The sequence below is a fragment of the Massilia sp. BSC265 genome (genome assembly GCF_000740675.1).
GTDB lineage: Bacteria > Pseudomonadota > Gammaproteobacteria > Burkholderiales > Burkholderiaceae_D > Telluria.
The window spans coordinates 264,594-279,509 of sequence record NZ_JPXI01000010.1 but is presented as its reverse complement, the minus strand read 5'-3'; the positions used below and the strand labels follow the sequence as shown (position 1 = coordinate 279,509).

Sequence of the window (14,916 nt, the reverse complement as noted above, 5' to 3'; positions counted from 1 at the left end):
TCCTGCTTGCGCGCGCGCGCCCAGGCCTTCTCGATTTCCGGATCCTTGGTGCTGACGGTGTATTCAAGGATGCCGTCGACGCTGATGTCGACCGCATCGGTGGTGTAGAACCAGCCGCGCCAGAACCAGTCCAGGTCGGTGCCGGAGGCATCTTCCATCGTGCGGAAGAAGTCGGCCGGGGTCGGGCGCTTGAACTTCCAGCGCTCGGCATATTCCTTGAAGGCGAAGTCGAACAGCTCGCGGCCGAGGATGGTCTCGCGCAGGATGTTCAGTGCGGCAGCCGGCTTGGCGTAGGCGTTGTTGCCGAACTGGAGCAGCGACTCCGAGTTGGTCATGATCGGCACCTGGTTCTGGGAACGCATGTAGGGGACGATCGAACGCGGGTGGCCGCGCATTTCATCCCAGTCTTCTTCCCAGGCTTCCTGGGCCAGCGACTGCACGAAGGAGTTGATGCCCTCGTCCATCCAGGTCCACTGGCGCTCGTCCGAGTTGACGATCATCGGGAAGTAGTTGTGGCCGACTTCGTGGATGATCACGCCGATCAGGCCGTACTTGGTGCGCTTCGAGTAGGTCAGCTCGCCGGTCTTCTTGTCCTTGACCGGGCGCGGGCCGTTGAAGGTGATCATCGGGTATTCCATGCCGCCCACCGGGCCGTTCACGGAAATCGAGACCGGGTACGGATAGTCGAAGGAGTACTTGTTGTACTGTTCGATGGTGTGGATGATCGCGTGGGTCGAGTAACGTTCCCACAGCGGGTTGCCTTCCTTCGGATAGAAGGACATGGCCATCACGTCGGTGTTGCCCGACTTGATGCCCTGGGCGTCCCAGATGAACTTGCGGCTCGAGGCAAAAGCGAAGTCGCGCACGTTCTTGGCCTTGAAGTGCCAGGTCTTGGTGGTGGTGGCGCGGCCCTTCTCCGCGGCTTCCGCCTCGGCCTGGGTCACGATCAGGACCGGCTTCTTGGCGGTGCGGGCCTGTTGCAGGCGCCGGCGCTGGGTGGCGGTCAGCACTTCGTTCGGGTTCTGCAGTTCGCCGGTGGAGGCGACGATGTGGTCGGACGGCACGGTGATCTGCACGTCGTAGTCGCCAAACTCCAGCGTGAACTCGCCGGCGCCCAGGAACTGCTTGTGCTGCCAGCCGTAGACGTCGTAATAGGCCGCCATGCGCGGGAACCACAAGGCGATCTCGAACAGGTCGTTACCGTCTTCGAACTTCTCGTAGCCCGAACGGCCGCCGAGCACCTTCTGCTCGTTGATGTTGTAGTTCCAGTCGAGGCTGAACGACACGCGCGCGCCCGGCTTGAGCGGCTGCGGCAGGTCGATGCGCATCATGGTGCCGTTGATGGTGTACTTCAGCTGGCCGCCGCCGCTGTCGCGCAGGTTGCGGATGTTGAAGCCGCCCTCGAAGGTATTCCCTTCCAGCACGTTGCGCAGGGCGTCGAACTTCACGCCATCGTTGCCGCGTGCCTGCCATGCCTCGCGCGAGGGCAGGGTGGCGGTCTTGCGGGCAGCCGAATCCGGCTTGTAGATGTTCTCGTCCAGCTGCAGCCAGAGGTATTTCAGCGTATCAGGGGAATTGTTGTGGTACGTAATGGTGCCCGAGCCGGTGAGCGCGCGCTTGCTTTCGTCGAGCGTGGCGCGCATCTTGTAGTCGGCGCGCTGCTGCCAGTAGGCGTGGCCCGGCGCGCCCGATGCGGTGCGCACGGAGGTCGGCGTCGGCAGCAGTTCGTCGAGCTGGCGGAATTTGTCGTCGAAAGGCGGCGCGGCGAAAACCGTGGCACTCAGGCACAGCGCAGCTAGTCCGATGGGCAGACGTATCATATTTCCCCTGGAATTTTAATTGGTATAGGAAAAAGTATTCTAGCTTTACCAATTATCAATTGCTCAGAGGATTTGTAAAAAAGCTGATACATAATGCATATGTATGGCCTGGTTTGCGCAGCTTGCAACAGCGACCTCATGCGGCGGCGTCTCCCCATAGGGGCAGTTGCAGGTCGAGCGCGCGTTCCAGCAGCCAGACGGCGGCTACCAGCGCGATCGCAGCCGAACCGCCCAGCATGATCACGCGCCGGTAGAACAGGCCATTGCGCAGCCACCACGCCAGCGGCAGGAACACCGCCACGATCGCGAGCTGCCCGAGCTCCACCCCCACGTTGAAACCGACCAGGGACAGCAGCAGGGCGCCCTGCGGCAGCCCGAGGTCGGCCAGCACGCTGGCGAAGCCGAAGCCGTGCAGCAGCCCGAAGCCGAAGGCGAACAGGACGCGGCCGCGCTGGTATAGGGGGCGCATGTTGTTCAGGGCCGCCACGATCACCGAGGCCGCGATCGCCGATTCGACCAAGCGCGAGGGCAGCGCCAGTACGCCGAGTGCGGCCAGCGTCAAGGTCAGTGAATGCGCCAGCGTGAAGGCGGTGACGACGCGCACCACATCCATTCCGGCGCTGCGGAAGCCCTCCCGGCCCACCCATTGCCGCTCGCGGTAGAGCAGTACGGCAGGCAACAGCAGCGACAGCAGGAACAGGATGTGGTCAAAGCCGATCCAGATGTGCCACACACCCTGTTTCACATACTCGGCAAACTGGCTCCAGCGATCCGGCTCGGCCAGGCCTAGCTGTTGGCGCGGATTGTCCGGGCCGAGGATGGCGGTGGAGGTGGCCCCCGTGCCTGCATGGCGCAGCGCGAGCAGGCCGCGGTGCTGCGGATCGAGCTCGGCCAGTAGCGTATAGCCGACTGCCAGTGTGCCCACCGCTGTTGGACAGGCGCCACGCAGCTTCAGCACCGTGTAGGCGCCGTCGGTGTGGCTGTCGACCAACTGCTGCGTCACCTCGAGGGGGCAATCGTCGCCGCCGGCGGACAGCTTCAGGTGGCTCAGCGCATAGGCTTCGATGGCCGCATGCCTGGCGCGTACCTCGTTCCAGGTGAGATTGCCGTCGCCGTCGGCATCGAGCCCGACAGCCAGCTCGAGGTCGCGCAGCGCGATGTCCCAGCGGCCTTCGATGCGCTGGCCGTCGACAGCCAGGTTCAGGTAGCTGTCGCTGGCCTTGTGGGCGAATGCCGCAGGCGCCCACAGCAAGGCCGCGACCGCCAGCAGTGTGAACAGGCGCCGCGTCATGTCCTGGCTTCCGCTCGGCTAGCCGCACTGTCGAGCGTGCGGTCTTCGAGCCTGCTCTGGCGCAGCCAGTCGCGCACCAGACGGGCAGCCTCGGCATCGCCGCTGGCGGCTGCGGCGCGCGCCAGGATACGCACGTCGGCAGGCTCCTTCTGTACGGCCCAGTTGAGTTTTGCGAGTCGTGCCGCCTCGGCAGGATCGCCGGCAAGCTCCAGTGCGAAGCGGGCTTCCTCGCGGCGGTGGACCGTGTCGCCGCGGCGCCGGGCCGCCTCGAAACGGGCTGCCAGCGCGGCGACCTGGCGTTTGGCTTCGGGCGAGCCGAGCGCGGACAGTGCGAGCGCATGGCGCAGCAGCAGGGCGTCGGCCTGAGTGCGCGTCCCGAGCAGGCGCAGCACATCCTGCGCACGCCCGCGTTCGAGCAGGAAGTCGGCATAGGCGGCCAGCAGGTAGGTGTCCTGCGCATCGGCCTGCAGGGCCGCGCGGAAATGGGCCTCGGCCGCGGCATGGTCGCCGAGCCGCTCGGCCATCTCGGCCAGCAGCGTGAGGGACCAGGAGCGCAGCGGCGCCGGGCTGTCGGCACGGGCGGCGAGGGTACGCTCGAGCTGCCGGTAGCTGGCGCGGGCCTGGCCGCCGAGGCTGCCCACCGAGGCCAGGCAGGTCTGCACCACCAGGTCGGGCGCGCGCCCGAACAGGCGGGCGCAGCTGGCGCGGGCACCGGCATGGTCGCCCGTCACGAGCTGGATGGTGGCGCGAGTCAACCAGGCCTGGGCGTTGCCTGCATCGCGCCGCACCACCTCGTCGAGGTCGGCCAGGGCCTCGGCGAAGGCGTGCGTGCTCTGGACCAGGGTGGCGCGCAGCACCAGCACCTCGGCCGGGGCCTGCGCGCGCGGCTGCTTCCACCATGGGGCGAGCGCGGCCTGGGCATAGCCGAGGTAGCGCGGGTCGCCGTCGCGGCGCGCCTGCTCGATGTAGCGGCGCGCCAACGCGGCGGCGCGTTCCAGGTCGGACGGGTTGGCGGCCAGCTCGGCGCGCAGGCGCCCCAGCTCGCGCTGTACCGGGTCGAAGCGGCCCGGCAGGCGTTCCAGCACCTGCAGGCCGCTGGCCGGGGTATAGGGTGCCGCGGCGGCACCGGCGCATGCCAGCACTGCGAGCAGCAGGGAGATGATTCTCGCGCTCATCGGTTCTCCAGGCAAGGCGGGACGCGGTGAAGCGCCCCGCCTTCGGTGCGGCTCAGGTGGACGGTACCGGTTCCGGCTCGGTGTTGTCCGGTGTGGTGGCGGTAGCTGCGTCGACTGCGACGGGTTCGTCGTTGTCGAGCAGCGAAGCCACGCGCGCTGCGACCAGCGAGAAGAACGAGTCGGCTACCGGCGGCGGAGGCACGGTGCCGGTCGGCGGTGGCGGTGGCGCAACCGCGTGTTTGCGGTCGTCGTTGTCGCTGCAGGCTCCCAGCAGCAGGGCCAGCGACACCAGCAGCGCGCCCTTGCGCATGCGGTGGATGGTGGCAGTCATGGCGTTCTCCTTACTGGTTGCCCGGCAGCGGGGTGTTCAGGTAGGGGAAGGCGGGCTTGAACGCGGCGGCGTTCTTGCGCACGCCGTCGGTCAGGGCCAGGCCGCCGGCAGGCGCATCGGCCGGCTTGCAGCCCACGCCAAGGGCGTCGTTGGCGCCGGTCAGCACGCACAGGGCGCCCATCGAGACGCGCAGCGCGATGTCGACGATGTCGTCGGCCGGACGGCGTCCGTTCGGGAAGCCGGCATTGTCGCCCGCCGCCACGCCCATCGGGTTCTGCGCGGCCAGCGCGGTCGGGGCGATGCTGGTGTTCAGGCGCAGCATCTCCGATGCGACCACGTTCTTCGGCTGGTTCACGCCCGGCAGTCCCTTGAGAAAGGCGGTCACCAGGTCGTTGCGCGGGAAGTTGGTGGGCGCCTTGGCGGACGGGAACAAGGTCTCGATCAAGGCTGGCAGGGTCGGGTTGGTGACGTAGGGGAGGAACTGCCCGTCATCTTTCGGCTTCGAGGTATTGAAACGGTCCTTGTCGTCCATGCCGATGATGACTTCGTTCACCAGGGGCATGCCGAGGCGCGAGACCTGGGCCCAGGCGCCGCCTTCCTTGACCGCGTTGTTGATGCCGCTGGCCGGGCTTGGATTGATCAGGCGGCCCTGGCGCATGCTGGCGGTGGCATAGGCGCCGATGACCGGTTCGCCGGCCGCCGCGACGCAGCCGATCGGTACTTCGATCGCGATGGTGCTGACGTTCTTGTTCTCCAGGTCGTTCTTGTTGCCGTTGACTTCAGCGCCCAGCGGATTCAGGTTGACCAGGTCGAAGATCTTCCCGACCGCGATGTAGAACGGTTCCTTGCGCTGGCCGACGAAGACACGGCCGGTGCCGCAGCCGGGGATGTTCACGTCATGGATGTGCTGGTTGGCGTAGGTCTCGTAGCCGCCGGCGCTGCCGAAGGTCTTCTCGCCGATGTTGTCGACCGGTTTGTCGAACTCGGTGGCGCCGCCGGTTGCTGAAGCCAGGCGGGCGCGGGTGCCGGCGCGGCGGTCGCCCTTGACCATGTCGATGGTGTAGGTCTCGCGCACGTTGAGCGAGGCCGGGTTGACGCCGCTGATGGTGTTCGAATTGATCAGCGGGATCAGGACCTGGCGGCCGCCCACGCTAAGCGCGGTGCGCTTGGAGGTGCTCTTGAAGCGGAACTGGAAGGAGATGTCTTCCTTGGCGTCGCCGTTGTTGTCGACGTGTATTTCATACAGGGCGTTGTTGTCGAACTGGTAGAAGTTCGGGCCGCCCTGCGGGTCCTGGAAGGGAATGAAGTTGGCGATCATGGTCACGTAGCCTTCGCGCCCGGGCGCGTAGCTGCGGAAAAGGTAGAAGTCGGTTCCGTCGACCTTGGGAGCATTGGTCAGGAATGGCGCTTCGCGGTGGCTCGAGGCTGTGGCTGGCAAGGCCAGTGCGGCCAGGGCCGCGCCCGATAGCAGGGCGGCGGCCCAACGATGTTGCTTACCATATTGCATGACGATCTCCTCATTGGTGTTATGGGTCCCCTCCAGGGGCGTTGGCGAGCTTGCTGGAACGGCAGGGGCCGGGGCGGCACGGCTACACAGGTATATACGCAGGCCTGGCCTTAGCGGATTCAAAATATTTTTCTTGCATAGTATTTACGTGAATATGATAAGTTGCTGGTTGACTTAACAAAATCATCAAAATATTCTTGATCCGGAAGGCGGTCTTGTGGTCCATTCGTCAAATTCGCTAAATCCATTACAACTGAATACATGGTTGCGTGGCGCCGCGCAGAAAGATGCACTCGCTTTCAGGCAGCTGTATGACGCCAGTTCGCCCCGCCTGTACGGCCTGGCGCTGCGCATCCTGCGGCGGCGCGAACTGGCCGAGGAAGCCTTGCAGGAGAGTTTCGTCTCGATCTGGCACCACGCCGGGGACTACCAGGCCGGCCTGTCGGCGCCGATGACTTGGATGACCACCATCGTCCGCAACAAATCCTTCGATCTGCTGCGGCGCTTGCAAGCGGAGGTCGAGATCGATGGCGAGGATTTCGATGAGCGGGTGCTGGCCAGCCTGCGCGACCCGTCAGCCAATCCGGCCGATGCCCTCGAGCTGAGCAGCGAAGCGAAGGCCTTGGCAATCTGCATGGCCGCGCTCGAGGAAAAGCACCGGAATGCCATCGGCCTCGCCTTTTTTCATGACCTGTCGCACAGTGACGTGGCGCGGAAGCTGGCGCTGCCGATCGGGACGGTGAAGACCTGGATCCGGCGCAGCCTGGCACGCCTGCAGGCATGCCTGACGGCCGGCGGGAGGGCCGCATGAACCTGCGCGGCAAGGACACATTACGTGACCGCCTCGCGGCCGAGTATGTGCTGGGAACGCTACGGGGAAGGGCGCGGCGCCGCTTCGAGGGTTACATGCACGACGACGGCGCGCTGCGGCGCACGGTCGCCGAATGGCGCGACCGGATCGGCGCGATGGGGGAGTTCGCGCCGGCAGCGACTCCACGTGGGCAGGTATGGCGCGCGATCGAAGCGCGTCTCGGCTTGCGCGCAAAGGCGCCGGCCTGGCAGTTCTGGCGCCACGGCAGCTTCGGCTACTGGCGCACGCTCGGCGTGACCTCGAGCATGCTGGCGGCGCTGCTGCTGGTGGTCGTGATCGAGGAGCGCCGCGAGCCGTCTTTCAGTGACGTCGCGACCCTGACCGACGAACAGGCGCGCACCGCGCTGCTGGTGCTGGCCGACCGCGAGCACCAGCGCCTGACCGTGCGCCTGGTGGCGGCGCAGCCGGTCACCCCGGAGCAGGCGCTGCAGTTGTGGGCAGTGCCGCAACAGGGCAAGCCGCGCTCGCTGGGCGTGCTTGGCGCGGGACGCGAGCTGTCGCTGCCGCTCACGCGCGAGGCGCTCGGCGCAGACGTGGCCCTGCTCGCGGTCAGCCTGGAGCCGAAGGGCGGCTCTCCCGATCCGAATGGGCCGACCGGGCCGATCCTCTACAAAGGCGGCTGGGTGAAAGTCATGTAAAGCCGCGCACCGGGAAGGTGGCGTCGCGCTGGATCCAGTTGCGCGGCGAGTAGATGGAACGCGCATCGGTTGCGTGCAGCGTGAACGCATGGCGCGACACCGGCGACCGGTTCGGCGCGCTGTAGTGCGGCAGCAGGCCGTGGAAGCAGACCAGGGTGCCTGCCTTGGCTTCCAGCGGAACCGCAGTGCCGTCAATCGGCCAGGGCGTGGCATCCAGCTTTTCCATGGTGATGGTGTCGCCTTCGCGCAGGAAGCGCTCGCGCAGCGGACCGCGGTGGCCGCCGGGTTCGGCCCACAGGCAACCGTTGTCCATGGTCGCGTCTTCCAGCGCGAACCAGAAGGTGGTGACGGTGATCGGGTCGCTATCGAAGAAGGTGGCATCCTGGTGCCAGCGCACTTCGCCGCCGATGCCCGGCTGCTTGAAGATGTACATCGACTGCCAGACCTGCGGTTGCTCCAAGCCCAGGTCGCGCGCCACGGCGGCCAGCCTGGGGTCGCGCGTGAAGGCTGCGAAGACCGGGTCGAGGTCGTGCATTGCGTGGCCGATCTTGTTGATCGAGAGCGCCTTGGCCTGGCGCAGCTGGCCGTCGGGGCCGAAGGCTTCCTCTTCGAAAAAGCAGCGCACCGTGTTGTCCGAGCCGAGGAACCAGGCGTCGCTGGCGCGCGCCTGGTCCTTGGTCGTGAAGATGGCGCGCGATTCGTCGGGGTCAAAGGCGTCGACGATTTCCTCGGCACGGCGGCGCAGGGCGGCGATCTCGTCGAGGCTCTTGAAACCGGGGATGACGAGGAAACCGTCGCGCTGGTACCGGTCGCGCTGTTCGGTGGTCAGCATGCTTGGGAAGTCCGGGGCAAAGCGCCATTGTAGCGCTGCCGGTTCTCTTGTCGATGGACCGGCCACCACTGCGCCACACCCCAGGCAAATTCCGGCACCACGAACAGCCACAACACCGGCGCACCGGTCAGCGCCAGGCACCAGGCCATCCACAAGGAGAACAGGAAACGCGCAATGCCGTCGAAGCGTCCCAGGCGTTGCGACGGCTCGAGGACGCGCAAGGTCGACCACACCAGCACTACGCTGCCCATCAGGCAGGCAAACAGCATGTGGAAAGGCGTAAAGCTGGGCAGTGGCGCGCCGCCCAATGCCGTGTTCAAGGACGAGATCTGGCCATGGGCAAGGGCAAAGGTCCACGGCGTGGCGAACGCGGCCGTGACAAGCAGGTCGTAGATGGCGCTGGCGCGCACGATGCGGCGGTTGGCGGCGAGGGAAACCGGCATGGGGACTCCTTGGTCATAAGAAGTCCCCATCCTCAACCCTGGAGTACACTCGAGGGTCAAGCAATTTTTCGGGAATGACCCATGCAAATTGGAGAACTGGCCGCAGCCACCGGCCTGAGCCGCGACGCGCTCCGCTTCTACGAGGCACGTGGCCTGTTGACGGCGCGCCGGCGCGGCAACGGTTATCGCGACTATCCGCCGGAAGCTGTCGAATGGCTGTGCTACCTGCGCACCGCCCAGTCGCTCGGCTTCACGCTGGCCGAGATCGAGGCGGGCATGCCCTTGTTGAGCGATCCGGCCATCTCCGGCGCCGAACTGCGCGCCGCGCTGGAGCGCAAGCTGGCGGACATCGACGCGCGCATCGCTGGCCTGGCGGCGTTGCGGGCGGACCTGGCACGACGCCTGGCCGAACCGCTGGGCACCTGCCCCCTGCGACAACCGGAGCTTTCCGCCTAAAACGGACTCAAGCCTGCGCTTCCGCCGCCATCGTGAAGGTAAACGAGGTGGAACCGGCACTCGACCCCACTTCGATCGTCCCGCCATGCCCGCGCGCGATCTGGTCGACGATGTACAGGCCCAGTCCCAGGCCTTCGCTGCCGGCACGCGAGGCCGCGCGCCAGTAGGGTTTCAGCAACTGGGCGATGACGGCCGGGCTCAGGTCGGGCCCGCCGTTGGTGACGCGCAGCGTGAACCGGCCCTCGCGCACATGGGCGACGGCGAACACGGGATGGTGCTCGCTGCCGTGCACCAGGGCGTTCTTCAGCAGGTTGGACAGCAGCTGCGCCAGGCGCTCCGGGTCGCAGTGCAGCGACATGCCGGGCTGGATCGCAGTATCGATCACGCGGTCGGGATACAGGCCGGACAGCTCGTCCACCACGTCGTACAGGCGCAGGTCGACGCCGCGTACCAGCCTCAGGTCGAGCGCGATGCCGCCGCCCATGCGGCCGCGCGTGAAGTCGACCACGTCCTCCACCAGTGCCGCCATGCGCCGGGTGCTGCGCCGGATGCGTTCGACCACCTGGCGGGTGGACGGGTCCTGGTGCTTGAGCAGCAGGATCTCGGTGCCCGACAGGACCGAGCCGAGCGGGGTGCGCAGGTCGTGCCCAAGCACGGCGATGAACTGTTCCCGCAGTTCGGCCGTTTCGCGCTCGTCGAGCAGGGCGGCGCGTGCTTCCCCTAAAGAGTGCTCGCTCTCCAGTTGCTTGGCGATCAGTTCGGCAAACAGCTGCAGCGTCGACACGGTGACGGCATCGGTGAGCCGTTTCGGCTCAGGGTCGAGGCCGCACAGGGTGCCGAAATACTGGCCGTCCGGACGGAAGACCGGGATCGAGAAGTAACTCTGGAAGCCGTAGATACGCGGGGTATGGTGATCGCAGTATTGCGCGCTCTCGCGCACATGGTCGATGATCACGGCGGCGGAGGTCGCGCGCACTTCCTCGCACAGCGTGGTCGTGACGTCGAGCGGATCACCCGGCTCGAGGCCGAATTCGAGTTTGTCCAGCACTGCACAGGCGGTCCAGGAATCCTGGGTGACGTGGGCGATGCACACGAAGCGCAGGCCGGTCATGGCGGCCACGGTTTCGAGGATCTTCGGGACGGCGCCGATCGCCTGGATCTCGTCGACGCAAGTCTGCCTGCTGCCTGCCATGGATCGCTCCACGAAAATTGTTATCCGGGCATGGTAACACCTGAAAAAGGGGCTGCGCTCAGCTGTTACAAATCCACTGCCCGTCCGCATAAACACGTTCTTCGCCCAGGTAGACGGCATCCGTCACAGCGAACACGTCGATGTGATAGCGCGCGTCCTTGCGCTTGAAGCCCGGCTTCGGATACACGCCGTGCTTGGCGCCGAGCGACAGGTGGATGCCGCACATGCGCTCGTAGGTGCCGATGTCGTCCACGCGCCGCTCGCGCGTGAAGGCGCGGTTCAGGCCGAAGCCCAGCTCGCGCACCCAGACTTCGCCTTCGTCCCGGGTGATGTTGTCCAGCACTTCCTGGAAGGCCGGGGTGGCGTTCTCGGTGCCCACCACGCGGCCACGCTCGACGATGAGGGTCACCGGCACCTCCGGGCGGTTCGAGCGGTAATTGGTATCGCCGAAGACATGCACCTGCACCCGGCCGTGCACCGCCTCCAGGTCGAGCGCTTCGGTGAACACTTCGCCGATCGGGAACTGGCCGCCGACGTTGTGCATCTCGCTATAGTCGCCCACGTTCAGCTTGGCCGGCTCGAAGGGCGAACCGAAATGCAGGGTCTCGCCGCCGCCGACCACGCGCGCATGCGGCGCGACGTCGATGCGCGCCCTGAGCGCACGTCCGGTCCCGCGGAAGTAGGCCGGATCGTAGGCCAGCGCTTCGATGTAGTGTTCGGACTGCGGGCCCGGCATGCGCGACAGGTGCACGTGCTCGATCACCTTCAGCCCCAGCTTGAACAGTTCGACCCGGATGCGGAAGCCGTCGAGCCGGAAGTTGGTCGATTGCACCAGCACCACCAGGTCCTTCGGGGCCATCGCGCGGAAGGCGGCCAGCACCGCCTCGGGCGTGGCGCTGTCGAAGTCGATGAAGCTCGCGTCCGGCAGGTTGCGGCGGTAGCCCTCGCCCAGTGCGCGCGACAGGGGCGTGCGTTCGTCGTACACGACCAGCGCCCGCTGCCCGGGGCCATGTTCGAGCGCGATCGCCAGGATGTCACGCAGGTGCGCGGTGGCGGCATCGACGGCGTGCGCGGGAAGCGCGTCCTGCAGGGGGAGGTCTGGCGAAACTGGGGTATGCATGTTGGAGGGAAATAGAAGCGGAATCGCCGCCATTATACGTACGTTGAACAAAAGTTCCCCGCTTCAGCCCGTTTTTGGCTCATCTATTGATGCTTCAGGTGTCAGGACATGCTACCCCGTGTACGGCGCGCCGCGCGGCAGTGCCCGGCGCTATGATTTGAGCAACAACAACGGCCTTCACAGGCTAGATGTCGATCAATTATTTAGGTGAAAAGGCGAGAATGGCATACCGATGGGAAACCCCTGCCAGTGTCTGGCAGGAGGACGAGCACGGACAGTTCGCGTTGCTGGCCAGCGAAGGGCTGGGCCGCATCGAGTGGCAGGCCCATGCGCCCGGCCGCCTGCCTGCGCGTCTGCCCGATATTGCCCGCCTGCTCGGCGCCTCGCTGCCGGCCAGCTGCGGCTGCGCACCCATCTACCCCGAAGGGTTTGCTTTTTGTCCCACCTGCGGCAAACCATTGCAGCGCCTCCCCGGCACGCCCTCGCGCCAGTCCGGCTGGTGGGGCCCGGGCGCCGACGCCATGTTGCCGCGCCATGTGCCACATGGCTTGCCGGTCACTTCCTTGCCGCTCGGCGACAGCCTGGAGGAACGTCCGGCCGCACCGCATCCCGGGCGCTGCGACCTGACCATGCCGGCGCCGCCCAACGCCTATTGCATGTTCGCCGCCGCCCACTACGGCTTTCCGGAACAGCGCCTGCTGGCGCTGGCGCACACCCGCGGCGTACTGCAGTACTGGGACCCGGTGGCCGGCCTGTGGCACGTGATGACGCCGGACGAGGGCGCAGCCGGCCTGGCCTTTACGGCGTCGAGCCATGCATGGCTGCCGGTGCTCGAGCCGCGCCGCGGCGAGGTCGCCATCGTGCCGACCAACGGGGGGCTGCAGCGCCTGTGGATCAATCCCGTCAGCGAAACCTACCGCCTTGAACCCGTACTGCAGGCGCCGCTCGTCGCCGCGCCGGGCGCCATGCGCCGCCACATTGCCTGCCTGGTGGCGCCGGAGGGCATGGTTCGCCTGTGGAGCGCGCGTGTCGACGCCGACGCGGTGGAGGAATTCGCCTGTCCCGATGTTCCGGACGCCGGTTGGTCGCGTCCGATCGGCTACGACGGCCGCCTGTTCTGGCTGCACGAGCAGGGGCAGCTGGCCTGGCGTCCGGGCGAGCCGCCGCTGTTCACGCCCTGGCCGCCGGGCTGGCAGCCGCGCCTTGGCTTCGGCGGACCGACCCAGAGCCGCGATGGCCGCCTGTGGCACATCGGCCATGACGGGCAGGGCTATTCCTTCCTCGAACTCGGCAGCGAGCGGCCGGAGACGGCGCCGATCGACGGTGCGCGCCTGGGCTTCGCCAATTTCCTGTTCCGGCGCGGTCATCCGGTGGTCGACGAGCCCTGGTCGGAAGAGCACGTGGAAGACCTGAACCAGGACGAGACCCTGGTACTGCCCCTGCTGCGCGCCTTCAACAACAACCGCAGCCAGCCGAGCGGCCTGGTGCTGCGCCTGCACAAGGTGACCGGCCGCGCCGAGGATGCGCTCGACGCGCGCACGATTGCGCGCACCACGGTCGAATGGATTGGCCGGCGCAACGTGATCCTCGACGAGGTGGTGCGCCTGTCCCGCCCGCTGGAGTGCGTGCCCTTCGTCTACGACGGCTGCCTGTGGCTGCACCATCCGGACTGGAATGCGATGCGCGGCTGGCGCCTGGAAGAGCCGGCATGAGGGCGCTTATTTGGCAAACCATGCGGCACACCCTGGCCGCGCTGGCGGCACTGCTCGCCATGACGGGCGCATGGGCGACGCCGCACGTCCTTCTGGTGCAGAACTCGGGCTGGATGGAGCCCTTCTACAGCGATCCGAAGAGCCAGTTCAAGCCGCTCGTCGGCGCGCTGGCCGGCGCCGTCGTGCAGCCGGGCGATGCGCTGGTGCTGGCCGCCTTCAACCAGTCGCTGCCCGGCGCGCCCTCGCCCAGGGCGCTGCTGTCGATCAAGGCAGACGAGAAGACCGTGAGCAGCCGCGTGGGCGGCGCACTGGCCAAGCTCGACACCGCACGCAAGCCGAACAGCAGCGCACTGGCCGACACCGACCTCGGCGAAGCGGTGCAGGCGGCCATCACGACGGTATTGAAAGGCAAGCCGGGCATCGTCTGGCTGGTCACCAACAACCGCAACAGCCCGAACAACGACCAGGCCACGGCCGCGCGCAACCGCGAGTTCTATGAATTGATCCACCGGGGGCAGGCCATCGACAAGGTAGTGGCCTTCCCGCTGCGCATGCAGGTAGCGGGCAAGCATTACCAGGCGAACGGGCTGATGGTGTATGCCTTCGCGGTCGGCAAGGAAGGCAGCCGTGCGCTCGACGGCCTGCTGGCCTCGGGCCGCATCGGCCGCGTGATCACCGAGCAGCCGGCGCGCCTGAAGCCCCTCGACCGGGACACCGTGCGCCTGGTGCCGGCCCAGGTGGAAGACGCGCCGGGCGTGTCCTTCTCGCAGGCGCCGGGCGGCGCCCTGCGCGCCGACGTCGATCCGGACGCGCGCACCCCCAGGGCCAGTGTGCGTTGGAACCTCGAGAACGCGATGTACCCCTACACCATCGTCTCGGCCACCCTCGGCGCGCGTTCGATGCTGGCCGGCGAAGACCACCCGATCGCGCTGGGCAGCAGCCGGGTGGAGAACCTGGCGCCGGGCAAGCCCCTGCCGCTCGCCTCGACGATGCAGCTGCCGGTGGCCCAGCTGCCCGACAAGTGGTCGATGGAGGCGCTCAAGTCGGCCGGCTCGGCCTATGTGCTGCCGGGCCGGATCGAGCTGCACCTGGCAAACCAGCGCCTGGCGCTGTCGCAGGCTTTCCGCGAGCGCATGGCCGCGCTGTTTCCGGGCGACCCCTTGCCCGACATCTTCACGCCGCCCGCGACCGTGCAGGCCTCGAACGCCGTGCTGCCGCTCGAAGTGCGGGTGCACTATGGCATGGGACCGCTGGCGGCGCTCGGCGGTCTGGCAGCAGCCTTGCTCGCCGCCGCCGGAGCGGCTGCCTGGGCCTACGGCAGGCCGCGCGTGGCCCAGGTCACCGTCGAGGACGAGCTGCGCACCATGCGCGCCCGTCCCGGCACCACGCAACCGATTTACGACAAGGCCGGCGCCCAGGTGGCGATGCTGAAAACCACCCTGTTCGGTCACCAGCTGGTCGACCTGCGTGAGGGAGCGCAGGTCCGGCTCGGCCGCTGAAACCATCGTTACTAACAATAAAGAAGAAG

General features: G+C 67.0%; 14 protein-coding genes. 5 read left to right on the top strand and 9 right to left on the bottom strand.

Going from position 1 to position 14,916, the window contains the following annotated elements; translation table 11 throughout:
- The 5 genes from MA09_RS02115 to MA09_RS02095 all read right to left on the bottom strand — a co-directional run.
- Positions 1-1,820: M1 family metallopeptidase (locus tag MA09_RS02115; RefSeq protein ID WP_036244835.1), on the bottom strand; the 1,820-nt coding region annotated here is incomplete at its 3' end.
- Positions 1,821-1,956: 136 nt separating this feature from the next.
- Entirely contained in the window at positions 1,957-3,111 is a 1,155-nt protein-coding gene (locus MA09_RS02110; RefSeq protein WP_036244834.1) for a HupE/UreJ family protein, read from the bottom strand.
- On the bottom strand, positions 3,108-4,286 hold the full coding sequence (locus MA09_RS02105; protein WP_036244832.1) for a hypothetical protein: 1,179 nt from the start codon (positions 4,284-4,286) through the stop codon (positions 3,108-3,110). The genes MA09_RS02110 and MA09_RS02105 overlap by 4 nt, the downstream gene beginning before the upstream one ends.
- A 52-nt stretch (positions 4,287-4,338) precedes the next feature.
- A complete protein-coding gene (locus MA09_RS02100) occupies positions 4,339-4,617 on the bottom strand; it encodes a hypothetical protein (RefSeq protein WP_036244831.1) in 279 nt (92 codons plus the stop codon).
- Positions 4,618-4,627: 10 nt separating this feature from the next.
- On the bottom strand, positions 4,628-6,124 hold the full coding sequence (locus MA09_RS02095; protein ID WP_036244829.1) for a DUF4331 domain-containing protein: 1,497 nt from the start codon (positions 6,122-6,124) through the stop codon (positions 4,628-4,630).
- Positions 6,125-6,389: 265 nt separating this feature from the next.
- Here MA09_RS02095 and MA09_RS02090 point away from each other — a divergent pair, with 265 nt between their 5' ends.
- Positions 6,390-6,935, top strand: coding sequence for an RNA polymerase sigma factor (locus MA09_RS02090; RefSeq protein ID WP_229440519.1), 546 nt, complete (start codon positions 6,390-6,392; stop codon positions 6,933-6,935).
- Positions 6,932-7,633: an anti-sigma factor domain-containing protein gene (locus MA09_RS02085; RefSeq protein ID WP_036244826.1), complete on the top strand. Its 702-nt coding sequence runs from the start codon at positions 6,932-6,934 to the stop codon at positions 7,631-7,633. The genes MA09_RS02090 and MA09_RS02085 overlap by 4 nt, the downstream gene beginning before the upstream one ends.
- On the opposite strand, the gene MA09_RS02080 is transcribed toward MA09_RS02085, so the two are convergent.
- Together MA09_RS02080 and MA09_RS02075 are read right to left on the bottom strand one after the other, a co-directional pair.
- The gene (locus MA09_RS02080) at positions 7,626-8,465 is read right to left on the bottom strand and encodes a phytanoyl-CoA dioxygenase family protein (protein ID WP_036244825.1); all 840 of its coding nucleotides are present in this window, start codon (positions 8,463-8,465) and stop codon (positions 7,626-7,628) included. The two genes, MA09_RS02085 and MA09_RS02080, sit on opposite strands and share 8 nt — an antisense overlap.
- The gene (locus MA09_RS02075; RefSeq protein WP_036244823.1) at positions 8,459-8,908 is read right to left on the bottom strand and encodes a hypothetical protein; all 450 of its coding nucleotides are present in this window, start codon (positions 8,906-8,908) and stop codon (positions 8,459-8,461) included. Before MA09_RS02075 ends, MA09_RS02080 begins: the two co-directional genes overlap by 7 nt.
- 81 nt (positions 8,909-8,989) lie before the next feature.
- On the opposite strand from MA09_RS02075, the gene MA09_RS02070 reads away from it, so the two are divergent.
- Positions 8,990-9,364 carry a MerR family transcriptional regulator gene (locus MA09_RS02070; RefSeq protein WP_036244821.1) on the top strand — a complete coding sequence of 125 codons (375 nt, stop codon included), beginning with the start codon at positions 8,990-8,992 and terminating at the stop codon, positions 9,362-9,364.
- A 7-nt stretch (positions 9,365-9,371) separates the two neighbouring features.
- On the opposite strand, the gene MA09_RS02065 is transcribed toward MA09_RS02070, so the two are convergent.
- Both MA09_RS02065 and MA09_RS02060 read right to left on the bottom strand, forming a co-directional pair.
- A complete protein-coding gene (locus MA09_RS02065) occupies positions 9,372-10,556 on the bottom strand; it encodes an ATP-binding protein (protein ID WP_036244818.1) in 1,185 nt (394 codons plus the stop codon).
- A gap of 58 nt (positions 10,557-10,614) precedes the next feature.
- On the bottom strand, positions 10,615-11,676 hold the full coding sequence (locus tag MA09_RS02060) for a hypothetical protein (protein ID WP_051933086.1): 1,062 nt from the start codon (positions 11,674-11,676) through the stop codon (positions 10,615-10,617).
- Between the two features lie 221 nt (positions 11,677-11,897).
- On the opposite strand from MA09_RS02060, the gene MA09_RS02055 reads away from it, so the two are divergent.
- Positions 11,898-13,388, top strand: a complete 1,491-nt coding sequence (locus tag MA09_RS02055; RefSeq protein WP_036244816.1) for a hypothetical protein — start codon at positions 11,898-11,900, stop codon at positions 13,386-13,388.
- On the top strand, positions 13,385-14,887 hold the full coding sequence (locus MA09_RS02050; RefSeq protein WP_051933085.1) for a hypothetical protein: 1,503 nt from the start codon (positions 13,385-13,387) through the stop codon (positions 14,885-14,887). Before MA09_RS02055 ends, MA09_RS02050 begins: the two co-directional genes overlap by 4 nt.
- Positions 14,888-14,916: the final 29 nt, after the last annotated feature.